Source organism: Streptomyces sp. 2323.1, from assembly GCF_900221035.1.
GTDB lineage: Bacteria > Actinomycetota > Actinomycetes > Streptomycetales > Streptomycetaceae > Streptomyces > Streptomyces sioyaensis.
On sequence record NZ_LT907981.1, the window covers coordinates 5,121,459 to 5,145,706 of the forward strand.

Genomic DNA, 24,248 nt, shown 5'->3' on the forward strand with positions numbered 1-24,248 from the left:
TCGGAGGGTGCTCCGTACCCCCGACCGCGCTGCTCACGCGCCCGGGCAGTGTGATCCCCGACACTCGTCGCGGCGCCCGCTCCGTCTCTCCGTACCCCGCCGGTGGTCCATCGCGCCGCGGTCGAAAGTCCCGCGATCTTGGGACCTTCGACCGCTCGTCCGCCCGCATCGCTCTGTGAGGATCGAGAGCAAGGGGGGAGTAAGGGGAGAGCAAGGGGCGAATGGGCGGTAGATCATCCGTTGCCCCGTCAACATGCGATATCGACCGATGGTTGAGAGGCTGAGGCGACCGTCAGGACGAAAAAACTGCACACGCCCGCAGAGGTGCCGGCCATGGCGTCCGTCACTCATCCTTCGCCTCTTGCAACCCCACCCTCCAAAGCAACGTCTGCCAGGACGCGCGCCCCGGACCGGTCCCCGGGACTCGCCCCTCCGTCGGAAAGGTTGATCGTCGTGGTGTCGACAGCCAAGCGCACCCTAGAGATGCAGCTCCTCCTCGGGCCGGACGAAGCAGTTCCGGTGGCCGGCCGGTTCAGCTATCGCAGTGACCGCCCGTACGAGGTCGAGGTCGCCTTCATCAGCCGCGGCCGGACGGTCGCCACCTGGCTGTTCGCCCGTGAACTGCTGCTGGCCGGGCTGCACGGTGAGGCGGGGGAGGGGGACGTACGGGTGTGGCCGTTCCGCCGGCCGGGCGAACCGCGGCGGGTGCACATCGAGCTGTCCACCGACGACAGCATCTGTGAGCTGTCGGTACGGGCGAGTGAGCTGACCCCCTGGCTGGAGCAGACCGCGGCGATCGTCCCGCCCGGCCACGAGGGCCACTACCTCGACCTGGACACCCACCTGGCCCGGCTGCTCGCGGGGAAGTGCTGATGGGGGACATGACGATCACGACCACGACCGGGCCCCCGACCGGGGCCGAGCCCATGGGGGTGACTGTGAACGGGGCTGCGACTCCGGAGGCGGGAGCGGCCGAGCCCGCCGCCTCCCCTATACCCGCCGCGCGGCAGGCCGCGCCACCGGGCCGGGCGGCGGGCGGCGGCGCCGAGGCGACCGCCGGCGAACCCGCCACGGCCGCTTCGCACGACCCCCGCACGCACGGCTTTCTGCCCGAGCGGCCCCCGGTCCGATCCATGATCGGCACCTGGACCCGGCTGGACGCCATGGCGCGGGCCGCCGCGACCGCACCCGACCGGGAGGCGGCCGTCGCACTGGTGGAACGGGCCCGCCGGGCCGGTGAGTTGGCCGCCCTGCGGCAGCGCGTCTCCCGGCTCTCGCTGCGGAACGCGGAGGCCGCGGCCATGCGGATCGCGGTGATCGCGGTGTCCTGCGGCTGGTGCGGACTCGACCCGCAGGCGCCGGCCGCCCGCGAGGTCGCCGACGAGGCCTTTCTCGACCTGTGGGCGGCGATCGCGCACCGTATCGACCACGACCAGTTCGTCGCGCTGCCCACCCTCGCGCTCCACAACTGGGCCCCCGAACGCAAACCGCGCCGCCATATCCCCATCGACCAACTGGCCCGCACCGAAACGCTGGTGCCGATCGTCCGCTGGGCCCCCGAGGGGCAGCCGCTCAGCCGGCTGGACCGGCTGATGCTGGCCGCGACCCGGCTGGAGGCCCACGGGATCTGGCTCTTCCGGCTCGCCGAAACCCTCGCGGGCCGTTCGCCCGACGACTCCTCCACTCCGACGGCGCTGCGCCGGCTGGTACGCGTCCAGCACGCACTGCGCGCCCAGCTGCTCGCCGAGGCGGCGGAACTGGCGGCGGCCCCGGCCACCCCGCAACAGCGCGCGGTGCTCGGTGCGCTCGCCGAACAGGGCGCCCTGGAACCGCCGGTCCTCCAGGCGGCCGACGCGGTGCTGGGCATCGGCGGCCGCCGGCTGGGCGAGGGCCGGCGCCAGCTCCTGCGGCGTCATCTCCCGGCGCAGCAGCGTGCCTGGCTCAGCGCGATGGACCGCCACTGCGCACCCGTACGGACCCTCGCCCACCGCGGCGGCCCGGACGCCGCCGTCTACCGCGAGGCCCAGGAGTCGCTGATCGCCCTCCGCCGTACGTACGCGGCCCTGGTACAGGCGGCCGCCCGCCCCGGCACGGCCCCGCTCACGGTGGCCGCCTGACCTCCGGACCCGGACCCGCCCCGCCGCGCCCGGCCGCCGAGGCGCGCACCACCGTGGCCGTCGGCCCGGCGGCCGCGGCCCCCGGCGGCGGCCGCAGGAGCGTACGCGCCGGTCTCCAAATCTGACGCGACGTCAGCTACCCTCCACCCCCATGGCAGCCAACAGCCTCGCCCCCAGCGGCAGTTCCGGCGCCGCCACCCTCGCGGAGCTCGTCCGGGCGCAGTGGGGCGATCACCGGGTGGGGGCGAAGTACGGGGAGCTGCGGCTCACCCATCACCAGCTGGCGGGCGGCGCCGCGGCGCGGGCGGCGTTGCTGCGCGAGCTGCTGCCGCGTGGGGTGCCGCCGCACGTGGGGGTGCTGCTCGACAACGTCCCGGAGTATCCGCTGTGGCTGAGTGCGGCGGCGCTCGCCAGGGCCGCCGTCGCCGGGCTCAACCCCACCCGCCGCGGCCCGGAGCTCGCCCGCGACCTCGCCCACACCGACTGCGCGCTGCTGATCACCGAGCGCGCCCGGCTGCCGCTCCTGTCCGGCCTGGCCCTCCCGCTCCCGCCCGAGCGGATCCTCGTCGTGGACGACCCGGCCTACCGGCAGCTGCTCGCGCCGTACGAGGGCACGACGCCCGACGAGATCACCTCCGGCCCCGGCGGCACCCCGGCGCCCGCCACCCGGATGCTGCTCACCTTCACCTCCGGCTCCACCGGCGCCCCCAAGGCCGCCGTCTGCAGCCAGGGCCGGCTGGCCGCCGCCGGGCACGCGCTGGCCGGCCGTCTCGGGGTGCGCCGGGACGATGTCCACTACCTCTGCATGCCGATGTTCCACGGCAATGCCGTGATCGCCGGCTGGGCCCCGGCGCTCGCCGGCGGCGCGGCCGTGGCGCTGGTCCGCCGCTTCTCGGCCTCCGCCTTCCTCCCCGACGTCCGCCGCTACGGGGCCACCTACTTCACCTATGTCGGCCGGGCCGTGCAGTATCTGCTCGCCACCCCGCCCGCCCCCGACGACCGGGACCATCCGCTGCGCCGCGGGTTCGGCACCGAGGCGGGCGCCGTCGACGCCGCCCGCTTCGCCGAACGGTTCGGCGTCCGCCTGACGGAGGGGTACGGCTCCTCCGAGGGCGGCGCCGCGCTCCAGCGCACCCCGGACACCCCGCCCGGCGCCCTCGGCCGGCCCGCGCCCGGCGACGATCTCGCCGTCGTCGACCCGGAGACCGGCGCCGAGCTGCCACCCGCCCGCCTCGATCCGGCCGGCCGGCTGCTGAACGGCGCGGAGGCGATCGGCGAGCTGGTCAACCGCGGCCGCAGCTCCTTCGAGGGCTACTGGCGCAACCCGGAGGCGACCGCCGCCCGTACCCGCGGCCGGGGCGCCGAGGGGACCGGCGCAGGCTGGTACTGGACCGGCGACCTCTTCTTCCGGGACGCCGCGGGCTTCTTCCACTTCGCCGGGCGGACGGACGACCGGCTGCGGGTCGACAGCGAGAATCTGGCCGCCACGATGATCGAGAACATCCTCGCCCGTTACGCCCCGGCCGCCGGCGCCGCCGTCTATGCGGTGCCCGATCCCGTCGCCGGCGACCAGGTCATGGCGGCCCTCGCGGTGCCGGACGGCGTCGCGTTCGACCCGGACGATTTCATGGCCTTCCTCGCCGCCCAGCCCGATCTCGGCACGAAGATGGCGCCCCGCTTCGTCCGGACGATGGCCGCGCTGCCGGCGACCGCCACGAACAAGGTGCACCGCGTCGCCCTGCGGCGGGAAGGGTTCCGGTGCCCGGACCCGGTCTGGTGGTCCCCGCTCACCCCGACGGGCCCGGCCGCCCGGGCCCTCCCCGCCGGCAGCACCTACCGCCCGTTCACCGCCGGGGACCGGTCCGCCCTCCTGGCGCTCTACCGCGAGCACGACCGGGCGCACCTTCTGGACCGCTGAGCCGGTGGCCGCCCGTCGGCCCGCCACACAGCAGAGTGGGCGTTCCCGGAGAACCGGAAACGCCCACTCGATACGTGCGCCGCCAGGGACTCGAACCCCGGACCCGCTGATTAAGAGTCAGCTGCTCTAACCAACTGAGCTAGCGGCGCGCGCTGACGAAAGAAATACTACCTGGTCGAGAGGGGTGCTCCGGACCACTGCCAGGAGCGCCGGGCGCCGGTCCCGCCCGGTCGCGACCCGGCTCAGATCGCCAGCGACAGCAGTACCGGAGCGGCCTTGCGGTTGAGGGCGTCGGCGGCCTGGCGCAGCCGGTGGGCGTGCTCCAACGGCATGGACAGGGCCAGGCAGCCGACCGTCGAACCGGCGGTGATCGGCACGGCCGCACAGACCGTGCCGACGGCGTACTCCTGGAGATCGAGTACGGGGACCGTGGGCGGCTGGCTGTCGAGCTTGTGGAACAGGACCTTCTCGTTGGTGATCGTCCGGGAGGTGAGCCGGGCGGTCTTGTGCCGGGAGAGGTGGTCCTTGCGGCCGTCGTGGTCGAGCTGGGCGAGCAGGCATTTGCCGACCGCGCTGGCATGCGCGGTGCGGTGGAACTCGGCCCACTCGTTGACCTTGGGAGCCAGCGGCCCGTCGGCGTAGTGGAGGATCTTCACCTCGCCGTCGATGTACCGGCTGATGTAGACCGCCGCGCCGACCGAGTCGCGCAGCTGGTCGAGGGTGAGCTGAAGCTTGTCGCGCAGGGCCCGGTTGCGTTCGCTGCCCGAGCCCAGGAGCAGCAGGGCGTCGCCGATGACGTACGCGCCGTCGGAGAGCTGCTCGACATAGCCCTCGCGCCGGAGCATCGACAGCATGTGGGCGAGGTGGCCGGGGGACAGGCCGGTGTCGCGGGCGATCTGCGCATCGGTCACGCCGCCGGCGTGCCTGGAGATCGTTTCGAGTACGCGAAGGGCGTACTGCACCGAATGGAACGGCGCGGTCGGCTCGGGCTTCAGCGCCACGGTGTCCCCCTAGCAGGTTGGTACCGCTTGCGTCGTGACCTCCGCCGGTGGTCACGGGCCGGCGGACGATGCCCGGCCGCTCCCGGACAACGGGGGCTGCCGCTCACGATAGCGGCCAACGGCCTTCGGCGGAGGGGGTCTTGACCGAAAAGAAGCGCGCTCCGGTTTTCTGGACTGGGGCGAGAGACATTGGCATATGCCAAGGTCACAAGGCCGGATGTCCGGGAGTCGTCGGGCCGCGAGGGGGATCCGGCCATTCGCACGGGCCGGGAACGGCAGCGGGTGGTGTGCCCCCGCAGGGACACACCACCCCAACCCCTCGCCTACGGCCTGCCGTTCACAGCACGGCGCTCAGGAACTCCCGGGTGCGCTCGTGTTCCGGCTCGGTGAAGATCTTCTCCGGGGAGCCGGACTCGATGACCCGTCCGGCGTCGAACATCAGGACGTCGTCGGAGATGTCCCGGGCGAAGTTCATCTCGTGGGTGACGCACAGCATCGTGATGTCCGTGGTGTGGGCGATGTCCCGCAGCACGTCCAGCACCCCGGCCACCAGCTCCGGGTCGAGCGCCGAGGTCACCTCGTCCAGCAGCAGCACCTGCGGGCGCATCGCCAGCGCCCGGGCGATGGCGACCCGCTGCTGCTGGCCGCCGGAGAGCTGGGTGGGGTACTTGTCGAGATGCTCGGTCAGGCCCACCAGGTCGAGGAGATCGCGGGCCCGCTCCTCGGCGGCGTCCTTGTCCATCCCGAGGACGTGCACCGGCGCCTCGGTGATGTTCCGCAGCACCTTCATGTTGGGGAAGAGGTTGAACTGCTGGAAGACCATGCCGATCTTCTTGCGGACCTCGCGGGTGTGCTTCTCCCCGGCCGGTACGAGCTTGCCGCCCTTCTCCTCGTGCGTCAGATACTGGCCGCCGACCTTGATCGTGCCCTCGTCCGGCTTCAGCAGCGTCATCAGCAGCCGCAGGATCGTGGTCTTGCCGGAGCCGGACGGGCCGATGAGGGTGACGTGCTTGCCCGACGAGACGGTGAAGTCCAGGGAGTCCAGGACGGTGTTGGTCCCGAACCGCTTGGTGACCTTGTCGAAGCGGATCAGCTCGGCGCCTTCCCCGGACTCCGTCCGGGAAGTGCCCCCCTCCGCCGCAGGGTTCGCCGTGTCTCCGGTGTGGTCCTTCGGGTGATTGCTGTCAGCGGACAAGGCGACGCTCCAGGGCTCGCAGGAGGAGGGAGGTGGGGTAGGAGATGACCACGAAGAGGATGCCGACGACGGTGATCGGCTCCAGGTAGTCGAAGGTGGTGGCGCTGATGCTGTTCGCCTGGAAGAGCATGTCGGCGACGGTGATACCGGCCAGCAGCGGCGTGTCCTTGAACATCGCGATGACGTAGTTGCCCAGCGCCGGCACCACCCGGCGGAACGCCTGCGGCAGGATCACCGCGATCCAGGTGCGCCGGGCCGGCAGGCTCAGCGCCGTCGCGGCCTCCCACTGGCCGGGCGGGACACCCTCGATGCCGGCGCGGTAGACCTCGGAGGTGTACGTCGAGTAGTGCAGGCCCAGGCCGATGACGCCGGTGGTCAGCGGGGCGAAGGTCAGCCCCCAGCTCGGCAGGACGAAGAACAGGAAGAACAGCTGCACCAGCAGCGGGGTGTTGCGGATGAACTCGACGAAGACGCTCACCGGCCAGGTCACCCAGCGGCTCGGCGCGCGCAGTGCCAGCGCCCAGACGAGGCCGAGCGCGAACGACACCAGCGAGCCGTAGATCGTCGCCTGGACGGTGATCCACAGCCCCTTGAGGATGTCGGGCATGATCTCGCCGACATAGCTCCACGACCAGTTGTTCACGGCTTGCCTCCGGTGGCCAGCGCCTCGGGACCCTGCTTTTCGACGGGCAGCTTGCGGGAGAACCAGCCCTCGCCCTTGGGCACCGCCCGGCCGATCGAGGCCTTGGCGCGGCGTTCCAGGACCCGCATGATCCGGGTCAGCACGAACGCGACGGCGAAGTAGAGGACGAGGATGATGCCGTAGATCTGGGCGCTCTGACCGGTCGACAGCCGGGCCAGCTTGGCCTGGAAGGTGAGTTCGCCGATGGACAGCAGCGAGGCCAGCGCGGTGCCCTTGAGGAGCTCGATCAGCAGGTTGTTGAACGGCGGCATCATCTCGGGGACGGCCTGCGGCAGGATCACCTTCTGCAGCCGCTGCCAGGGCGTGAAGCTCAGCGCGATGGCCGCCTCACGCTGGGCGGGGGCCACCGCCTGGACGGAGCCGCGGACGATCTCGGAGCCGTACGCGCCGTACGACAGGCCCAGTGCCAGGGTGCCCGCCCAGATGCCGACCAACTGCCAGCCCAGCAGCGGCAGTGCGAAGAACAGCCAGAACATCAGCACCAGTGCCGAGGTGCCGCGGAAGAATTCCACATAGACACCGGACAGGAAGCGGATGATCCAGAACCGTGAGGTGCGGGCGAGGCCGATGCTGAAGGCGACGACCGCGGCCAGGGCGGCGCTGTAGACCATCAGCTGGATGGTGATCCACAGCCCCTCGAAGAAGAGATTCCACAGAGCGCCGGTCACTTCTTACAGAGCTCCTTCGCCGTGAGGTCGGTCTGGAACTCCTTGGTGAAGCCGTACGGCTCGGCGATGCGCAGGAGTTCGCCGCTCTTCTTCATCTTGTGCAGCTCGTGGTTGAAGGCGTCGCGCAGCTTGGTCTCGCCGATGCGGAAGCCGTAGCCGCCGCCGTCGCGCTGGGGCTTGCCGTCGACCTCCGGCGTGAACGGCTTGGTCATCCCCACCTTGGGGTGGGCGCCGGTCTTCAGCGCCTCGATCATGGTCAGCGCGGTGCCGGCGAAGACGTCGATCCGGCCGGCCTCCAGGGCCTCCATGCCGGCGATCTGGTCGCCGTAGGTCTGGATCGAGCTCTTCTTGACGCCGTTGCCGACCGCGTAGTCGATCTCCGCATAGCCGATACCGGAACCCATCCGGTATTTCCCCTTGGCGATGTCCGCATAGGAGTGGATTTTTTTCGGGTTGCCCTTCAGGACGAGGAAGGCGTCCTTGCTCTCGTAATCCGGGTCGGAGAAGAGGACGGCCGCACAGCGCGCCTTGTTGATGAACATGCCCGCGACGATCACGTCGTACTGGAACGAATGCAGACCGGGCACCAGAGCGCCGAATTCGACGGGTACCGGCTCGAAGTTCTTGATGCCCAGCCGCCGGAAGATCGTCTTGGCGACCGCAGGGGCCTCGCCGGTCAGTTGACCCTTGCTGTTGATGGAGGCATAGGGCGGTTCGCTGGCGATTCCCATGCGGACGGTGCCCTTTTTCCGCAGATCCTCCAGCTGGTGTCCGCCGCCGGTCGCCCCGGTGACGTCGACCCGTGAGCAGCCGGTGCCCGCTCCCATCGCACCTGCTGCGCCGAGCGCCGCCACCCCCGCGAGCAGCGATCGGCGTCGGATTCCGCCGGTCAATTTTCTATTGATCATTCTGTTCTCCTGTGGTGGAGCCATGGGCGCGCGACTACCCGGACCCCCGGCATATATGCCGATCGTTTCCGGCCCTTGATGCAAGCGCCGCGGAGTTGTTCCGTACGCCGGTATTGCCCACCTACGATCGGGGGCATGACCGATCGCTTCATCGAAGTCTCCCTGGACAAGCGCGGCGTGAGCTGCACGGCCAAGTTGCTCGACGACCGCGCGCCGATCACCTGCAATGCCGTGTGGGACGCACTCCCGCTCGGCGGCGACGTCTACCACGCCAAATACGCCCGCAACGAGATCTACGCCCTGCTCGCGCCGTTCGCTCCTGAGGAGCCGCCGCTGGAGAACCCGACGATCACTCCGATCCCCGGCGATCTGTGTTACTTCACCTTCACGGACACACAACTGGGGACGAAGTCCTACGGTTACGAGACCCAGGCCGCACACCAGGGCCGCGCCACCGTCGTCGATCTCGCGCTGTTCTACGAGCGCAACAATCTGCTGATCAACGGCGACGCGGGCTGGGTGCCGGGCATTGTGTGGGGCAGCGTCGTCGACAACCTGGACCGGATGGCCGACGCCTGTCAGGACCTGTGGCGGGCCGGGGCGTTGGGGGAGACCCTCAGCTTCCGGCGGGCGTAGCGGGCGCGGGGATCTGTGCGGTCCCCGCCTCGTAGAGGGCATGTGCGGCGCGCAGCACCAGCGCGTCCGCATGCCGCGCACCGACCAGCTGGACGCCGATCGGCAGCCCGTCGCCGTCCACCCCGCACGGCAGCGTCGCGGCCGGCTGCTGGGTGAGGTTGAAGGGGTAGGTGAACGGGGTCCAGCCGGTCCAGCGGGTGTGGCCCGATCCGGACGGCACCTCGGCGTCCGCTTCGAAGGCGGTGATCGGTACCGTCGGGGTCACCAGCAGGTCGTAGGCGCTGTGGAAGCGGCCCATGGCCTGACCGAGCGCCATCCGGGTGTCGACCGCCGCGAGATAGTCCAGCGCACTGTAGCGGGCACCCTGTGCGCAGATCTCCTGGAGCCCCGGGTCGAGCAGGGCCCGGTCCGCGTCGTCCAGATGCTGCACCACCCGGGCCGCGCCGCTGAACCACAGCGTGTGGAAGGCCTCCACGGGGTCCGCGATGCCCGGGTCGATCTCCTCGACGGACGCACCGAGCCCGGCGAGGGTGTCGACGGCCCGGCGGACCGCCGCGGCAACCTCCGGAGCGACCGGCACCTTCCAGCCGAGCGACGGGCTGTAGGCCACCCGCAGTCCGGACACCGGGCCGGCCAGCTCCGCTCGGAACGAGCCGGCCGCTGGACCGAGCTGGGACCAGTCCCGCCAGTCCGCCCCGCAGATCACGTCCATCGCCAGCGCCGCGTCCGCCGCGTCCCGGGTCATCGGCCCGACGTGCGCCAGCGTCCCGAACGGGCTCGCCGGATACAGCGGCACCCGCCCGTAGGTCGCCTTGAGCGCGAAGATCCCGCAGAACGACCCCGGGATGCGCACCGAGCCGCCGCCGTCCGTGCCCAGGCTCAGCGGCCCCGCCCCCGAGGCCACCGCCGCCGCGCTGCCGCCGCTGGAGCCGCCCGCGGTGCGCGCCGGGTCGTACGGATTGCCCGTCACCCCGTGCCGCGGACTGTCGGTGACGCCCTTCCAGCCGAACTCGGGGGTGGTGGTCTTGCCGACGAACACCGCACCGGACTCCCGCAGCCGGGCGACCGACGGGGCGTCCTCGTCCCAGGGGCCCTCGGCCCGCACCGTGCGCGAACCGCGCAGCGTCGGGGCGCCCCGGGTGAGGATCAGATCCTTGACGGTGACCGGGACCCCGTCCAGCGGACCGGCCGGTTCACCGGCCCGCCAGCGCTCCTCCGATTCCCGGGCGCCCGCCAGCGCCTCGTCCGCGTCGATCCGGGTGAAGCAGTTCGTCGCGGACTGGGCGGCCTCGGCGCGCTCCAGCACCGCCCGGGCCGCCTCGACGGGGGAGAATTCGCCGGCCGCGTACCCGGCGGTGAGCCGGGTGGCGGTGAGGTCGGCGAGGTGGGTCGGTTCGGTGGTCATGCGTCCTCCGAGCGTCGGCCGCCCCGGCGGGGCGGTGGGGGAGCGGGACTGCCGCGCGCCGGGCCAGGCGGCCGGGCGCCGTCAATGCACCGGTACGTACCCGAGCCGTTTGTCGACGACGTTGTCCAGCGGCTCGCCCGCCGACCACTTGTCGAAGTTGTCCTGGAACTGCTCGGCGAGGGCGTCCCGCCAGCCCAGGGTGTCGCCGCTCATGTGGGGCGAGACGATCAGATGCGGTACGTCCCACAGCGGGCTGTCCGTGGTGAGCGGCTCCTGCTCGAAGACGTCCAGCGCCGCCGCCGCGATCCGCCAGGCGCGCAGCGCCGCGACCAGATCGGCCTCGACGACCAGCGGCCCGCGCCCGACGTTGATGAACCGGGCCCGCTGCGGCATCCGCTCGAAGGCCGCCTTGTCGAACAGCCCGCGGGTGGCGTCGGTCAGCGGCGCCGCGCAGATCACCCAGTCCGCATGGGGCAGCAGCCCGTCCAGCGCCTCACTCGGGTGCACCCGGCCGAAGCGCGGATCGTCCCGGCGCTCCCGGCGGCCGACCAGATCGACCTTGATGCCCAGAGCCAGCAGGGTGCTGCCGATGGCCCGGCCGATCGGCCCGGAGCCCACCACGACGGCCCGGCTCCCGGCCAGCCGCAGCGTCTCGCGGTGCCGCCAGCGCCGCTGCCGCTGGAGCTCCCAACTTCCGTAGAAGTCCTTCGCCATCGCGATCACCAGCCCGGCGACGTACTCGGCGATCGGCTGCTCGAAGACGCCGCGGGCATTGGTCACCACGGTGTCGTCGGCGATCAGCGCCGGGCACAGCAGCTGATCCACTCCCGCGCTGGCGGTGTGCACCCACCCCGGTTTGGGGCCCTGCTCCGGCCAGGCTCTGCGGATCGCCTCGGAGGTGAAATCCCAGGCCAACAACACGTCGGCGGAGGGGAGTCGGTCGGCGAGCGACTCCTCGTCGGTGAAGATCACCCGCGCCCGGCCGGCGAGCCGGTCCAGCTTCGGCGGAGGGTCGGATCCAAGGACGAGGACGGTGCTTTCGGACATAGCCAGAAACCGTTCTGAAACGTGAGCCCCCTTCAATGGAAAGGGGGCGCCGACAGATGCCTGAGATGCGAGGATTGACCACGCTAAGAAGTCGTATCTACCGTGTCAACAACGGCACTGTCCCGACGTCCCGGCTTGATCCGGCTGCACCTCCTCCTCGGCCACTGGCCTGGCCATTCCAGCCCTTCGTTGTTGTTCTAGGGGCCTTCATGGACGTCTCTTTTCTGGGTGGCCCACAGCCGCAGCTCGGCGTGGGTGTTGTCGCTCCCTTCGACTTCGCGCTCGACCGAGAGCTGTGGCGATGGGTGCCCGACGACGTGTCCCTCCACCTCACCCGAACACCCTTCGTGCCGGTCGAGGTCAGCCTCGACCTGGCCCGGCTGGTCAGCGAGCACGAAACCCTGGACGCCGCGGTCCAGGCGCTGTGCGCGGTATCACCGCAGGTCATCTCCTATGCCTGCACCTCCGGCAGCTTCGTCGGAGGGGTGGCGGGCGAGCGGGCCATGTGCGCTGCCATGGTCCAGGCGGGGGAGGTGCCCTCCCTCACCACCTCGGGCGCGCTGATCGAAGCGGTGCGCGAGATCGGCGCACGGCGCATCGCCGTGGTCACGCCCTATACGAAATCGGTCACCGACTCCCTGGAGGACTTCCTCGGCGAGGCGGGCATCACGGTCACCGGCCGCGCCTATCTCGGGCTGACCCGGCACATCTGGAAGGTGCCCTACCGCGATGTCGTCGACATGGCCCGCGCGGCCGTGGTCGGTGACACCGAGGCCCTCTTCATCAGCTGCACGAACCTGCCGACGTACGACGTCATCCCGCAGCTGGAGGCCGAGCTGCGGATGCCGGTGCTGTCGGCCAACCAGGTCACGATGTGGGCCGCGCTGCGCGCCATCGGCGTCGCGGCGGTGGGGCCGTATCAGGCGCTGCTCGATCCGGTGGCACGGCGCGGGCCGGCCGCGATGAACGGATCGGAGCCGGTGGACACCGGACCGCGGGCGACCCCCGAGGCCGCCTTCGCCGGGCCTCCCGCGCCACCGGAGGGGGAGGTGGCCGACGGCCTCGAACCGCCGCCCTACCCACCCGAGGACACCGGAGGTCTGCCCCCGGTCTGAGGGTCCGCCCCGGGCCCGGACGCTGCCGGCGTGATCCCGCTCGCCGGCAGTGCTCCGTCCGTACCGCACCGCTCCACCCGTCAACGCATCCACGAACGCCCCGGCACCCGCAGTCGTACACGCAAGGGAGACATGCATGGCATCGGTCGGCTTCCTCTATCCCGGATACTCCGCGGAGGACGACTACCCCCGGATCGAAGAGTTCCTGGGCGGCACGGTCCGCCTGCCGCTGGTCCACACCGACATCGGCGAGGACGCCCACCGCGTCGACGCGCTGCTGGAGATGGGCTCCGCCGCGCGGCTGGCGGCCGGCGTCGACGAGCTCAAGGAGCGCGGCGCCGAGGCCGTCGTCTGGTCCTGCACCAGCGCCAGCTTCGTCTTCGGCTGGGAAGGCGCCCACGAACAGGTCCGGGAGCTGTCCGCCACCGCCGGCCTGCCCGCCTCCAGTACGTCCTTCGCGTTCGCCCATGCCGTCCAGGCGCTCGGGGCACGGCGGGTCGCGATCGCGGCCACCTACCCCGACGACGTGGCCGAGCACTTCCACGCGTTCTTGAAGTCCGCCGGGACGGAGGTCGTCTCGACCCGCGCCAGCGGCATCATCACCGCCGCCGAGGTCGGCACCTGGGGCCGCGAGGAGGTGCTGGCACTGGCCCGCGCCGGCGACCATCCCGATGCCGAGGTGGTGCTGCTGCCGGACACCGCGCTGCACACCGCCGACCATCTGCCGGCCCTCGAAGCGGAGCTGCGCAAGCCGGTGCTCACCGCGAACCAGGTGACGGTCTGGGAGGGGCTGCGGCTGCTCGACCGCACGCTCTCCTGCCCGGTGCTCGGCACCCTCTTCTCCCGGACCGCGCACGTCTGACCCCGGGCGGCCGGACGCTGCGGCCCGCGCCCCGGCCCGGGAAGCGGTCCTCCCCACGGGATCTGACCCGGGAATAAGTGGAGATACTCTCCGGTTGTCCTCCCGGCAGACCAGCGACGCGAGGAGGACCGCACCGTGAGCGGTGAAGCGGACGAGATCCGGGGCAGCAGCGAGACGATCCGCGAGGGCGGCGACGGGATACGGGGCACCGCTCTGGGCAGTGCCCCGGTCCCGCTGTCGGTGCTCGACCTGGTGACGGTCGGCGCCGGCCACACCGCGTCCGATGCGGTGCGCACCGCCGTCGAGCTGGCCCGTACGGCCGAACGCCGCGGCTTCCACCGCTACTGGGTCGCCGAACACCACTCCATGCCCGGCGTCGCGTCCTCCTCGCCCGCGGTCCTCCTCGCCCATCTCGCCGCCCACACCGAGCGCATCCGGCTCGGCTCGGGCGGCGTGATGCTGCCCAACCACGCCCCGCTGGTCATCGCCGAGCAGTTCGGCACCCTGGAGGCGATGGCTCCCGGCCGCATCGACCTGGGGCTGGGCCGGGCACCGGGCACGGACGGCGCCACGGCCGCCGCGCTCCGCAGGGGTCCGCACCACGAGGGTGCGGAAGAATTCCCGCAGCAGCTGGCCGAGTTGACCCGCTTCCTCGACGACTCCTTCCCCGACGGCCATCCGTACGCCGGGATCCATGCGGTCCCCGGCCCGGTCCAGGCCACCTCGCCCGGCGGGGTCCAGTCCGCCCACCGGCCGCCCGTGTGGCTGCTCGGCTCGTCCGGTTTCAGCGCCCGGCTGGCCGGCTCGCTCGGCCTGCCGTTCGCCTTCGCGCACCACTTCTCCGCCGCCCACACCCTCCCCGCGCTGGACCTCTACCGCGCCTCCTTCCGCCCCTCCGAGGTGCTCGCGGAGCCGTACGCCCTGATCGGGGTCGCGGCGCTGGCCGCCGAGGACGAGCAGGAGGCCCGCCGTCAGGTCATGACCGGCGCGCTGTCCATGGTCCGGCTGCGCACCGGCCGCCCCGGTCTGGTCCCCACCCCGGAGGAGGCCGAGGCGTACCCCTTCCAGGAGGCGGAGCGCCGCTTCGTCGACAGCTGGCTCGGCAATGTCGTCCACGGGACCCCGGACGCGGTCCGCCAGGGCCTGGACGACCTCGCCAAGCGCACCGGCGCCGACGAGCTGATGATCACGGCCAACGCCCATGGGGGCGCGGCCCGGCTGCGTTCGTACGAGCTGATCGCCGATGCGTATGGCCTGCCGGCGTAGGCGTTCGTACGTGGTGGTTGCGGGCGGTGGTGATTCCGCCGGGCCCCCGCCGTGGGGGTTGCGCGCCGTTGCGGCGGGATTCTTTTTTCGGTGCGGGCGGAACGTTGTTCCGCCCGCACCGGCGCGTCCGGGTCCGCCCGCGCCCGGGAGCTATTGGGCGTACGTGGTCCGCTCAGGCGCCCGTGTGACGGCCCGCGTCGAGGAGGGCCGCCACCCGGTCCGGTGCCACCGGGCGGGAGTAGAGCCAGCCCTGGCCGGTGTCGCAGCCGATCCGGCGGAGGCGCTCGGCCTGTTCGGCGCTCTCCACGCACTCGGCGGTGACCGTGAGGCCGAGCCGGTGCGCCAGTGCCACCAGTGCCTCGACGATCATCTCGTCCGCGGGGTTGGGGTGCTCCTGCGAGCGGAAGCCGCGGACGAAGGAGCCGTCCAGTTTCAGTACCGACACCGGCAGGCGGCTGAGGTAGGCGAGGTTGGAGTAGCCGGTGCCGAAGTCGTCGATGGCGATCCGTACGCCCATGTCGCTCAGCGCCTGCAGGGCCTGCAGCGGCCGGCCGGCCGAGCCCATCACCGCCGACTCGGTCAGCTCCAGCTGCAGCAGATGCGGCGGCAGCCCCGTCTCGGCGAGGATCCCGGCGACATCGGCGACCAGGTCGGAGTCCCAGACCTGACGTACGGCCACATTGACGCTGACGAACAGCGGCTGGCCCGGGTGCGCCAGCTGCCAGGCGCGCGCCTGGTAACAGGCCCGCGTAAGGACCCAGCGGCCCAGCTCGACGATCGCGCCGTTCTCCTCCGCCAGCGCGATGAACCGATTCGGCGACAGCGTCCCGAACTGCGGATGCCGCCAGCGCACCAGCGCCTCCACGCCCTGCGCGCGGCCGTCCCCCAGACCGACCAGCGGCTGGTACTCCAGGGTGAATTCGCCGCGGTCGACGGCCGGCCGCAGGGTGCTGGAGAGCGCCTGCCGGGTCATCCGGTGGGCGTTGCGCTCCGGGTCGAAGAGCGTCCAGCGGGCCTTGCCGTCCTCCTTCGCCCAGTACAGCGTGGTGTCCGCGGCCTGCATCAGCCCGGTCGCGGTGGTGCCGTCGGCGGCCCGCTCCACCACGCCGATGCTCGCCGAGACCGACAGCCGCTGCCCGGCCAGGTCGAACGGGTGCTGCAGCGCGTCCAGGACGCACTGGGCGAGCTCGGCCAGCTGTTCGGTGCCGGTGGAGTCTTCCACCAAAAGAGCGAACTCGTCACCGCCGAGTCGCGCGACCAGATGCCCGGCGCGGCCCGGCCCGCGGTCCGCGGCGCTCTCCGCACAGCGCGTCAGCCGCTGCGCCACCGCGCTCAGCAGCCGGTCGCCGACGCGGTGCCCGAGGGTGTCGTTGACGGCCTTGAAGCCGTCCAGGTCGAGGTAGCACAGCCCGATCCGGCCGGTGCCGGACGGCCCGAGGGAGGCGGATTCCAGCGCGGTGGAGAGCCGCTCGAAGAACAGCGCCCGGTTGGGCAGCCGGGTCACCGGGTCGTGCATCTGCAGATGCCGCAGCCGGGCCAGCAGATCGTGCCGGTCGCTGATGTCCGCGACCGACAGCAGCATCCGCTCCTCGCCGCTGAGCGGCTCCGGGGTGAGCGGCTCGACGGTCACCTCGACCCAGACGGAGTGCCCCTCGGTGTGTTTGAGCCGGCGGGTGCAGTGCAGCCGTTCGCTGCGCCCGCACAGCACCTCGCGGTAGGCGGTCCACAGCCGGGGATCGGCGCCGAGGTCGGTGAGGTCCGCCGCGGTGGTGGCGACCAGTTCCTCCGGGTCGGTGCCGACCAGTTCGCCGAAGGCGGGGTTGGCGGCGAGCACCAGGCCGTCGCGGTTGAGCACGGCCATCGCCAGCCGGCCGGCGTAGAAGGCCGCGCGGTAGTCGCCGAGCGAGGCCGCGCCGTCGTCGCAGCGGCCGGCGGGGGCGGGCCGGGTCTCGGCAGATTCTTTGGTCGTGCCATTACGCTCCGTCACTGAGGGGAGCGTCGCCCCGGGCGTGCGGCCCGGGCTGTCGGGGTGTCCGCTCACTGCTCGCTCCCGCATGGCGCTTGTCTCGTGATGGAGGGGGGATCTCGCGCTGGAAAGTGTGGCGATCATAGAGGCTGGCGCAACGGCCGATCCAGCGACGCAACCGGGATCCTCCGCCCGCATGACGGAACTTCAGCCATTTCTGTCCGCCTGTGTTCGCGCCGAATGCCCAGTTGGTCGTTTGTGACTTTCCGTTACGAGTCAACGAAGACGCGCCGGTCACTCGTCCGGGTCTCCAAAACGGGCCGAATAGCATTAAATCGCCCCAGGGTAGATGAGGTCTCCGAATCCGTCCCTGGAGGTATATGTGCCGCGCGCCCGGACCCCCGACGGGGGAGACCGCCGCCGTCTGCGGCGCTTCGCGGCCGTCGCCACGTCCCTGAGCGCGCTCATCGCGACCTCCATCGTCGCCGGCCCCGCCACCGCCTCCGAGGCCGTGCTCCCGTGCGCCCTGGGACGCACCGACGCGCACCACTCCGAGGGGGTCGACGGCTGGAACGGCTCCTATCCGCGCCCGGACCGCCGGCTCGACGCCGTCATGATCTACCTGTCCTTCCCGGACGCCCGGCCCGAGAGCACCCCGCAGGAGCTGTCCCACGACTACTTCCCGGCCACCTCGGGCTTCTTCGCCCGCGCCTCGTACGGCCACTTCCGGCTGCGGCCGCACATCCACCGCTCCTGGGTGCGGATGCCGCGCGCCTCCGCCTCGTACGGGATACAGCGTGACTGGGACGCCGACCGGCGCTCGGCCTATCTGCACGACGCGGTCGCCGCCGCCGACCCGTCCGTCGACTTCAGCCGCTACGACGTGGTCTATTTCGTCGCCGACCCGGACGCCCCCGGCGTCGACTCGGACGCCACCAAGGTCGTCAACCTCGACCAGCCGATGCATGCCGACGACCGCGATCTGCGCCGGTTCGTCACCGTCTTCGAGCAGAGCCCGCCGGACCGCAACGTCCTAGCCCACGAGACCGGGCACGTCTTCGATCTGCCGGACCTCTACCACCGGCCGGAGGGCGGCAAGGGCGACTGGGACACCTATGTCGGCGACTGGGACCTCATGGGCAGCCAGTTCGGCCTGGCGCCCGACCCCTTCGCCTGGCACAAGTGGCGGCTCGGCTGGATCACCGACCGGCAGGTCGAGTGCATCGATCTGGCCGGCCCGGCCATGCACTCGCTGCGGACGCTGTCCGCCCCCGGGGAATCCGGCGCCCGGCGCCGGCCGCGGCTCCTGGTGCTGCGTACGGGGCACGACAGCGCCCTCGCCATCGAGGCACGCGATGCCACGGGCAACGACCGCTCGCTGTGCGCCGAGGGCGTCCTGGTCTACCGCGTGCACAGCGACACCGCCTCCGGCTCGGGGCCCGTGCAGGTCCTCGACGGCCACCCCGGCACCTCGGCCTGCTGGGGCACCTCGGTCTATCCGCCGCTCGCGGACGCGCCGCTGGGCGTCGGGGAGAGCATGGACGATGCCAAGGACGGCGTCCGCATCCAGGTCGCGGGCCGGACCACCGACGGGGACTGGGCGGTCAAGATCGGGCACGGCTGACGTCCCTGCCCGGCGCACCACCGGAGCGCATACGACGAAGGCCTCCACCATGGTGGAGGCCTTCGGCTGTCTGTGCGCCGCCAGGGACTCGAACCCCGGACCCGCTGATTAAGAGTCAGCTGCTCTAACCAACTGAGCTAGCGGCGCCTGCTGACGGGGAAAACATTAGCATCCTGGCCGGGGAGGGCAAAAATCGGTTTGTCTCAGCCCGGCGTGAGCGCCGAAACGCGGTGCTGAGCTGCGGTGTCCCGCTCCGGCCCGGCCATCGAGCGGGCGGCCCGGACGCACGCCCACAGCAGCACGTCCGGACCCGGCAGCCAGGGGTTGCGGACATCCGGTGCCACCAGCCAGCGGGAGGAGGCCGGGCCGTCCTCGGCGGCCGCGGCGACCTCGGCCGTGCCGTGGCCGGGGTGCAGCGGGGGGACGGTCACCGCATCGCCGCTGCCGTGGCACAGCAGCGGGGGGACGGCGGCGGCCCACTCCTCCCAGACGAGCAGCGCGGGCAGTCGCTGGGCCGCGCCGGGGGCGGCGAACAGCAGGATCCGGCCGCGGTGCGCGGCCACCGGCCCCGAGCCGGGGCCGGTGGACCATAAGTGGTCCACCATCCGCCGCCCGAAGAGTGCGGGGGCATTGATGACGTCGAAGGCGGTGCCGCACGGCAGCACGCTCGGCGCGGCCGGCTGGGCGGCCCACGCCGCCTGCATCGCGTCCGGATCGGGGCCGGCGGAGGCGAGCCAGTCAGCGCCGGCGAGCGTGACATATGCCGAGGTGGGAAAGGCCAGGGTGCGCGGGGTGTCAGGCAGCCAGTCGCTCATGGGGACAGGTCTACCCAGCTGGAGCGCCAGGTCTTGGCTGATTGCGGGAAATCCGGGCGGGGCGGTGTGGGAGCCGGTATCTTTCGCGCCCTGCATATGCCTCCGGCTCATGATCATGGACCATGAGCCGGAGGGGACACCTGGGGCGGGCAGCACCCCCGGAGCGGCCGGGGGCGGAGCCGTCAGTCCATGTCGCCGGGCAACGAGCTGCTGCTGCGCATCAGGCTGCGCCCGAACTCGATCATTTTCTGGGCATAGTCCTCGGTCCACTCCGCCTGCTCGGCCAGCACGGCCAGCGGCAGCCGGTCGAACCGGCTGGGGTCGGCCAGCTGGGCCGCGGCCAGCGCCTGGAACTCCGTGGCGCGGTCGGCCGCGGCGCGAAAGGCGAGGGTCAGCTCCGTGGCGCGGCTGAGCAGCTCGCGCGGATCCTCCATCGACTCCAGATCGAAGAAGTGCTCGGGATCGGCGGCGGCCTCGGGCGGCTCGAAGAGCAGCTGCGCGGGCTTCATGCGCCGTGGTCCGGGTGCCGCACCACGCGGGTCGGGAGCCGGCTGCGGCTCGGACATGTACCTACCTCCAGATCGGGTGCCGCATTCCATTGTCCCGCCCCGCGCAAGTACGCCCCGCCCAGGAGCGTCCGCGGGCTCGTACCGGCCGACCGCGGCGGCGGGAGACCGGCGGCCGCCCGGCCTACGGACGCCACCCCACCCGGTGTTCCGCCAGATGGGCGAGGACGGCGTGGTTGGCCTCCCAGCCGTCCGGGAACTTGACCGTGACGCCGAGGCTGACCGGTTCGGCCGAGGGGTGTTCGTCCAGCAGGTCGGCGACGCCCGCCCGGCAGACCACGATGCAGGCGTGGCGGTGGCGGGAGGCGAGCACACACAGCCGGCCGGTCTCCAGATGGAAGGCGGTGGCGTCGGGGCGGCCGGAGAGCGGGTGCAGCACGACCGTGACATCGAACTCGCGGCCCTGGAGGCGGTTGGCGGTGTCCACCGCGACGCCGGTCACCCCCAGATCGGCGAGCGCGGTGCGGACGGCCGCCGCCTGGTCCCGGTGGGCCGTACCGACCGCGATCCGGGCGGCCGTCAGGGGCGCCGGGGCGGGTGCCTCCCCGGCCGCGGCCGGTCCGGCCTCGCTGGTCGTGGCGCCGCCGCGGTCGAGGAGCCGGCGTACGACCTGGGCCACCGCGCGCACCGCTTCCGGGTCCGTGCGCGGGGTGTGGCGGGCGGGGAGTTCCAGCAGGCCCCAGCCGGACTCGGCGGCCTCGTCCAGGACGCGGTCCACGCCCGAGCCGTCGCCCGGCACCCCGAACGCCAGCCGGCGGTCGCCGGGGCCGGTGCCGCTGCGGAAGGGGGTGTACGGATAGAACGCGCGGGAGACCAGCGGCGCGGCCGAGGCGGGCAGCCGCCAGGAGACCGGCAGCCGGTGCTGCGGCAGGCCGGGGTTGTGGGCCAGGAGCGTGGACACCGCGCTCGACGACGGGTCGTACGCCAGCCCCGCCCACTGCTCCGCGCCGACCACGCTGAAGGGGTCCAGCTGGCCCGGGTCGCCGACGAACAGCGCCCGTTCGAAGAGCCCGGCGACGCTCAGCAGCGCATCGGAGCGCATCTGATAGGCCTCGTCCACGATGGCGTGCCGCCAGGGCTCGTCGACCTTGGTGTACGCCCATTTCGCGGCCGTGGAGACCACGATGTCCATCCCGGCCAGCTCGGCGATCTTCGCGGACGTACGGACCGCGGGCAGTCCGGCCAGCGCCGGGTCGAAGGCTCCGGGCTCGCTGCTGTGCAGCCGGCCGACCGGCAGCTGCGGGTCCTTCTCGGCGAGCCGCAGCACGAGGTCGTCGACCTGGGAGTTGGTCTGCGCCACCACCATCAGCGGGCGTCCGGCCGCGGCGAGTTCGCGGGCCGCCCGCACCACGAGGGTGGACTTGCCGGCGCCGGGCGGGGAGTCCACGACCACCCCGCGCAGGGTGCCGTGCAGGGTGTCGTGCAGGATCCGGTCGGTCGCCGCGGCGGCCGCGGCGGCGGGGTCGAAGGGCCGGCCCGGGTCGGGACGGTGAGCCTGAGTGGCCGTCATACGGCGGTGTTCTCCAGGGCGGTCGAGGGCCGGGCACGGGTCACAGGAAGTCCTCCGCGGTCACGGGGTCGGGGGCGTCGTGCGGCGCCTCGGTGGCGGCACCGGGCGGCGGGCCGCCGTGGGTCCAGGGGGTGTCCTCGGGGTCCGGGAGCTCCGGGCCGCCGCGCGGGGAGTGCTCGAACAGCGTCCAGCACACCGTGTCGCCCGGCTCCGGCACCGAACCGGGCTCCGGGGTCTTCCCGCGCCCCATCCCGCCCGTCAGCCGTACGACCGGCGCGCTGTGTTCCCCGTGTTCGCTGCGTTCCCCGTCTTCTGAGCCCTCGAACGCGACGAACTCCGCGGTCTGCGTGCGGCCGTCCGCCAGCGGGCGGTGGAGCCGAACGCCCTCGGACAGCTGCGGACGGTCGTCCGTGCGCAAGGTGACCAGCGGGCGCGGCATCGGCCGCTTCCCCTCGGAGAAGGCCATCTCGACGGCGGTGACCGTGCCCTGGAACGCCTCGCCGGCCAGCCGGCGCCCCGCCATCACCAGCGGGTCGTCCAGGGCCTCCTGGGCGTCGAGCCGGGCCTGTGCGGTCTCCCGGGCCGACAACTTCTGTGCGGCGGTGACCGCGTCGTCCTGCCGGGGCTGCGGGGGCTCGCCAGCGCGTACCCGGTCCCGGTGTGCGGTGTACGACCAGCGGTCGCGCTTCCAGCGCTCGGCGACCCGCGCGCCCTCCGGCAGCGCCCGCAGCAGGTCGATGCCGTGCCACACGGCGTCCCAGGTCGGCCGCAACTGGCCCTCTACCAGGGCGCGGAGCGCCTCCTCGGCGCCCGGCAGCCCGGCGTCGTAGCGGGCCATCGCGGGGGCGAGCAGCCGGTTGTCGAACGCCGGGTCGGTGGCCGGGCCGGCCGGCGGGCAGAGCAGCTGCCCGTCCGCGTCCCGCGCGCACTCCGCGCGTTCGGCGGCCGCCCGCCCCGACATCCCCGGCGGCGGGTCGATCCACGACAGCAGGGCGCCCAGATGCTGGTCCTCCAGCGCGCTCTGGCCGGTGGCCCAGTGGCGGGTCAGCAGGTCCGTCATGGACAGCAGCAGACCGGAGCCCGGGACCCGCGCCCGCTCGCCGACATGCGTCAGCCAGCGGCCCAGCAGCGGGACGTGCGGCGGCGCGGGATACGGCGCCTCCGGCTCCTGCTCGGCCGTGCGCCTAAACCGCATCGAGCGGCCCAGCAGCCGTACGAACTCGATTCCGCTGCCGCTCGGCACGATCAACTGCGGTGCGTCCGCGCACAGTTCGACCTGCACCGGGACCTTCTTGCCGGTCGCGGGGTCGGTCTCCTTGCGCTCCTCCCACTCGACGGCGTCCGCGAAGCCGTCCAGATACGGCAGCACCGCCTCGGCCAGCTCGGCGAGGAACGCGAACCGCAGCTCACGGTCGCGCGGCTGGGGCACGGCCAGCAGCGCCGGCTTCTCGCGGTCCGTGCCGACCAGCGCGCCCAGCGGGGCACCGGCCTCGCCCGCGGTCGTCAACGGGACCAGCACCAGCGGCCGCTGGGACAGATGCCGGTGGCGGACCGTGCACCGCGGTCGGGCGCGGCCCGCGGCGACCGCCTCCATCCGGGCCAGCGTGTCGATCAGGGACATCCCGGCTCCTCCGCTCGCGGGCCGGGAACTGCGGCCCGGGCCAGTACCTCGGCGCGCAGCGCGGCGGCCCGGCGCAGCGCGACGACGGCCGGGTCGTCCGGGTCGTCCGGGCCGCCGGGGGCCACGGGCGGCTCCGGGGCATCGAACGGCTCCGGGGCATCGGGACCGGCCGCCGCTAGCACCTCCGCCACCGTACGCAGCCCGCCCAACTCGCCCCGTACGCCGCGCCCCAGCGTCTCCACCGCGCCCTCCTCGCGGGACCGCTTGCGGCAGTGGAAGGCCAGCTCGCAGGCGGCCAGGCACTCGGGGGCGTAGGCCGCGCCGACCGCCTCGACGGCCTCGGCGAGCTCTTCGGGCGGGCGGGTGGCCGTCTTCCCGTCGTCCCCGAGGCGGAGGTCGAAGGTGGTCCCCTCGGGGAGCGCGTCGGCGATGTCCTCGACGCGGGTGAGGCGGGCCAGCTGCCGCCGGGTCGTGGCCAGCTGTTTGCGGACGTCGACGGGCGCGGCGGTGGGGAGGTTGGAGAAGTCCTTCGGGCACACCAGCAGCACCCGGTCGCGGACGGTCACCTCGCGGCCCGTGTACGCACCGACCTGGCCGGCGACCGGCTCCAGGGCCAGGACGTACACCGCGGCCTGCCGGGCGGCGGCGCCCACCTTGGCGGCGTCCGCCGCACCGTCGATCATGGGGAAGGACTTGATCTCGACGACCGTCCAGCTGCCGTCCGGATGCACCACCACCGCATCCGGCTCCACATAGGCGGGCGAGCCGGCCACCTCGACCGCCAGCATCGGATGCCGGAGCAGCGCCCAGCCGCTGGCCGCGGTCGCCTCGCGCAGCGCCAGCGCCGTCCGCGCCGTACGGCCCTCGGGTCCGGCCGCGGACAGATCCGGGGTGGCGACCTCGTCGGGCGCGGGCGGCGGGGTACCGGGCGCCAGCCGCTCGTGCAGCAGCCGCAGCAGTTCCGTGCCGCCGTCGGAGGTCACCTTGGCCTCGAAGGCATGGCCGCGGACGATCGCGAACTGGGACTGGCCGTACGCCGCGGGCGAGCCCAGCGCCTGGGCCAGCGCGCCCTTGTCGATGCCCGCGCCGTCCAGCAGCGCCCGGCGCCGGCAGCCGGGGTTGGCGGCCAGTGCGGCGAGCGCGCGGGCGTCGAGGGAGCGGGGGCGGACACCGGGGCCGCGCAGTTCGGTGAGCCGCTGGCGCAGGCTCGGTGTCGCCGCCGGCCGCCCCGCGGGAGGGGCGGCCGACGCGGGTCGGCCGTCGCGTGAAACGTTCACCCGCGGAAGTCTCGCATCCGGCACCGAC

General features: G+C 72.7%; 21 protein-coding genes and 2 tRNA genes. 8 read left to right on the forward strand and 15 right to left on the reverse strand.

What is annotated here, in order from left to right:
• The first annotated feature begins 453 nt into the window (after positions 1 to 453).
• The 3 genes from CPH93_RS22035 (at position 454) to CPH93_RS22045 (ending at position 4,035) form a co-directional block, all read left to right on the forward strand.
• The gene (locus CPH93_RS22035) at positions 454 to 873 is read left to right on the forward strand and encodes an SsgA family sporulation/cell division regulator (protein ID WP_231976918.1); all 420 of its coding nucleotides are present in this window, start codon (positions 454 to 456) and stop codon (positions 871 to 873) included.
• A gap of 260 nt (positions 874 to 1,133) precedes the next feature.
• Complete coding sequence (locus CPH93_RS22040; RefSeq protein ID WP_231976919.1) at positions 1,134 to 2,117, forward strand: hypothetical protein; 984 nt, start codon at positions 1,134 to 1,136, stop codon at positions 2,115 to 2,117.
• 151 nt (positions 2,118 to 2,268) lie between these two features.
• The gene (locus CPH93_RS22045) at positions 2,269 to 4,035 is read left to right on the forward strand and encodes an AMP-binding protein (protein WP_096213821.1); all 1,767 of its coding nucleotides are present in this window, start codon (positions 2,269 to 2,271) and stop codon (positions 4,033 to 4,035) included.
• Between the two features lie 75 nt (positions 4,036 to 4,110).
• Here the strand turns inward: CPH93_RS22045 and CPH93_RS22050 are convergent.
• The 6 genes from CPH93_RS22050 to ehuB all read right to left on the reverse strand — a co-directional run bounded on the left by CPH93_RS22050 (position 4,111) and on the right by ehuB (position 8,510).
• Positions 4,111 to 4,184: transfer RNA gene (locus CPH93_RS22050), tRNA-Lys, on the reverse strand.
• Between the two features lie 93 nt (positions 4,185 to 4,277).
• Positions 4,278 to 5,036 (reverse strand): IclR family transcriptional regulator, encoded by a 759-nt coding sequence (locus CPH93_RS22055; protein WP_093483385.1) that lies wholly within the window; start codon positions 5,034 to 5,036, stop codon positions 4,278 to 4,280.
• A 337-nt stretch (positions 5,037 to 5,373) separates the two neighbouring features.
• A complete protein-coding gene (gene ehuA / locus CPH93_RS22060; RefSeq protein ID WP_371126774.1) occupies positions 5,374 to 6,231 on the reverse strand; it encodes an ectoine/hydroxyectoine ABC transporter ATP-binding protein EhuA in 858 nt (285 codons plus the stop codon).
• On the reverse strand, positions 6,221 to 6,838 hold the full coding sequence (ehuD, locus tag CPH93_RS22065) for an ectoine/hydroxyectoine ABC transporter permease subunit EhuD (RefSeq protein WP_231977461.1): 618 nt from the start codon (positions 6,836 to 6,838) through the stop codon (positions 6,221 to 6,223). The genes ehuA and ehuD overlap by 11 nt, the downstream gene beginning before the upstream one ends.
• 32 nt (positions 6,839 to 6,870) lie before the next feature.
• A complete protein-coding gene (gene ehuC / locus CPH93_RS22070) occupies positions 6,871 to 7,602 on the reverse strand; it encodes an ectoine/hydroxyectoine ABC transporter permease subunit EhuC (protein WP_093483383.1) in 732 nt (243 codons plus the stop codon).
• Positions 7,599 to 8,510, reverse strand: coding sequence for an ectoine/hydroxyectoine ABC transporter substrate-binding protein EhuB (gene ehuB, locus CPH93_RS22075; protein ID WP_231976920.1), 912 nt, complete (start codon positions 8,508 to 8,510; stop codon positions 7,599 to 7,601). The genes ehuC and ehuB overlap by 4 nt, the downstream gene beginning before the upstream one ends.
• A 135-nt stretch (positions 8,511 to 8,645) precedes the next feature.
• Here ehuB and CPH93_RS22080 point away from each other — a divergent pair, with 135 nt between their 5' ends.
• Positions 8,646 to 9,146: a DUF3830 family protein gene (locus CPH93_RS22080; RefSeq protein WP_006605414.1), complete on the forward strand. Its 501-nt coding sequence runs from the start codon at positions 8,646 to 8,648 to the stop codon at positions 9,144 to 9,146.
• Here CPH93_RS22080 and CPH93_RS22085 read toward each other — a convergent pair.
• Both CPH93_RS22085 and CPH93_RS22090 read right to left on the reverse strand, forming a co-directional pair.
• Entirely contained in the window at positions 9,127 to 10,551 is a 1,425-nt protein-coding gene (locus CPH93_RS22085) for an amidase (protein WP_096213823.1), read from the reverse strand. The genes CPH93_RS22080 and CPH93_RS22085 overlap by 20 nt on opposite strands.
• An 81-nt stretch (positions 10,552 to 10,632) precedes the next feature.
• Positions 10,633 to 11,598 carry a D-2-hydroxyacid dehydrogenase gene (locus CPH93_RS22090; RefSeq protein ID WP_096213824.1) on the reverse strand — a complete coding sequence of 322 codons (966 nt, stop codon included), beginning with the start codon at positions 11,596 to 11,598 and terminating at the stop codon, positions 10,633 to 10,635.
• A 209-nt stretch (positions 11,599 to 11,807) separates the two neighbouring features.
• Between CPH93_RS22090 and CPH93_RS22095 the strand changes: the two genes are divergently transcribed.
• From CPH93_RS22095 to CPH93_RS22105, 3 genes are all read left to right on the forward strand, one after another.
• Complete coding sequence (locus tag CPH93_RS22095; protein WP_096213825.1) at positions 11,808 to 12,713, forward strand: maleate cis-trans isomerase family protein; 906 nt, start codon at positions 11,808 to 11,810, stop codon at positions 12,711 to 12,713.
• Positions 12,714 to 12,849: 136 nt separating this feature from the next.
• Positions 12,850 to 13,575, forward strand: a complete 726-nt coding sequence (locus CPH93_RS22100) for a maleate cis-trans isomerase family protein (protein WP_093483378.1) — start codon at positions 12,850 to 12,852, stop codon at positions 13,573 to 13,575.
• Positions 13,576 to 13,710: 135 nt separating this feature from the next.
• Complete coding sequence (locus CPH93_RS22105; protein WP_096213826.1) at positions 13,711 to 14,841, forward strand: LLM class flavin-dependent oxidoreductase; 1,131 nt, start codon at positions 13,711 to 13,713, stop codon at positions 14,839 to 14,841.
• A gap of 172 nt (positions 14,842 to 15,013) precedes the next feature.
• On the opposite strand, the gene CPH93_RS22110 is transcribed toward CPH93_RS22105, so the two are convergent.
• Positions 15,014 to 16,828, reverse strand: coding sequence for a putative bifunctional diguanylate cyclase/phosphodiesterase (locus tag CPH93_RS22110; RefSeq protein ID WP_096213827.1), 1,815 nt, complete (start codon positions 16,826 to 16,828; stop codon positions 15,014 to 15,016).
• Between the two features lie 361 nt (positions 16,829 to 17,189).
• Here CPH93_RS22110 and CPH93_RS22115 point away from each other — a divergent pair, with 361 nt between their 5' ends.
• Entirely contained in the window at positions 17,190 to 18,431 is a 1,242-nt protein-coding gene (locus tag CPH93_RS22115) for a M6 family metalloprotease domain-containing protein (protein WP_096213828.1), read from the forward strand.
• A 73-nt stretch (positions 18,432 to 18,504) separates the two neighbouring features.
• Here the strand turns inward: CPH93_RS22115 and CPH93_RS22120 are convergent.
• From CPH93_RS22120 to CPH93_RS22145, 6 genes are all read right to left on the reverse strand, one after another.
• Positions 18,505 to 18,578: transfer RNA gene (locus CPH93_RS22120), tRNA-Lys, on the reverse strand.
• A gap of 56 nt (positions 18,579 to 18,634) precedes the next feature.
• A complete protein-coding gene (locus CPH93_RS22125; protein WP_096213829.1) occupies positions 18,635 to 19,246 on the reverse strand; it encodes a bifunctional DNA primase/polymerase in 612 nt (203 codons plus the stop codon).
• A gap of 182 nt (positions 19,247 to 19,428) precedes the next feature.
• Entirely contained in the window at positions 19,429 to 19,812 is a 384-nt protein-coding gene (locus tag CPH93_RS22130; RefSeq protein WP_173909864.1) for a hypothetical protein, read from the reverse strand.
• A 124-nt stretch (positions 19,813 to 19,936) separates the two neighbouring features.
• Complete coding sequence (locus CPH93_RS22135; protein ID WP_093483372.1) at positions 19,937 to 21,322, reverse strand: AAA domain-containing protein; 1,386 nt, start codon at positions 21,320 to 21,322, stop codon at positions 19,937 to 19,939.
• Between the two features lie 40 nt (positions 21,323 to 21,362).
• A complete protein-coding gene (locus tag CPH93_RS22140; protein ID WP_096213831.1) occupies positions 21,363 to 22,943 on the reverse strand; it encodes a hypothetical protein in 1,581 nt (526 codons plus the stop codon).
• On the reverse strand, positions 22,934 to 24,220 hold the full coding sequence (locus CPH93_RS22145; RefSeq protein WP_096213832.1) for a hypothetical protein: 1,287 nt from the start codon (positions 24,218 to 24,220) through the stop codon (positions 22,934 to 22,936). Before CPH93_RS22145 ends, CPH93_RS22140 begins: the two co-directional genes overlap by 10 nt.
• Between the last annotated feature and the right edge of the window lie 28 nt (positions 24,221 to 24,248).

Coding starts and splice junctions, on each gene's coding strand:
- CPH93_RS22040 (WP_231976919.1), top strand. CDS start 1,134: ATGATCGGCACCTGGACCCGGCTGGACGCCATGGCGCGGGCCGCCGCG.
- CPH93_RS22045 (WP_096213821.1), top strand. CDS start 2,269: ATGGCAGCCAACAGCCTCGCCCCCAGCGGCAGTTCCGGCGCCGCCACC.
- ehuD (WP_231977461.1), bottom strand. CDS start 6,838: ATGCCCGACATCCTCAAGGGGCTGTGGATCACCGTCCAGGCGACGATC.
- ehuB (WP_231976920.1), bottom strand. CDS start 8,510: ATGATCAATAGAAAATTGACCGGCGGAATCCGACGCCGATCGCTGCTC.
- CPH93_RS22080 (WP_006605414.1), top strand. CDS start 8,646: ATGACCGATCGCTTCATCGAAGTCTCCCTGGACAAGCGCGGCGTGAGC.
- CPH93_RS22085 (WP_096213823.1), bottom strand. CDS start 10,551: ATGACCACCGAACCGACCCACCTCGCCGACCTCACCGCCACCCGGCTC.
- CPH93_RS22090 (WP_096213824.1), bottom strand. CDS start 11,598: ATGTCCGAAAGCACCGTCCTCGTCCTTGGATCCGACCCTCCGCCGAAG.
- CPH93_RS22095 (WP_096213825.1), top strand. CDS start 11,808: ATGGACGTCTCTTTTCTGGGTGGCCCACAGCCGCAGCTCGGCGTGGGT.
- CPH93_RS22100 (WP_093483378.1), top strand. CDS start 12,850: ATGGCATCGGTCGGCTTCCTCTATCCCGGATACTCCGCGGAGGACGAC.
- CPH93_RS22125 (WP_096213829.1), bottom strand. CDS start 19,246: ATGAGCGACTGGCTGCCTGACACCCCGCGCACCCTGGCCTTTCCCACC.
- CPH93_RS22130 (WP_173909864.1), bottom strand. CDS start 19,812: ATGTCCGAGCCGCAGCCGGCTCCCGACCCGCGTGGTGCGGCACCCGGA.
- CPH93_RS22135 (WP_093483372.1), bottom strand. CDS start 21,322: ATGACGGCCACTCAGGCTCACCGTCCCGACCCGGGCCGGCCCTTCGAC.
- CPH93_RS22140 (WP_096213831.1), bottom strand. CDS start 22,943: ATGTCCCTGATCGACACGCTGGCCCGGATGGAGGCGGTCGCCGCGGGC.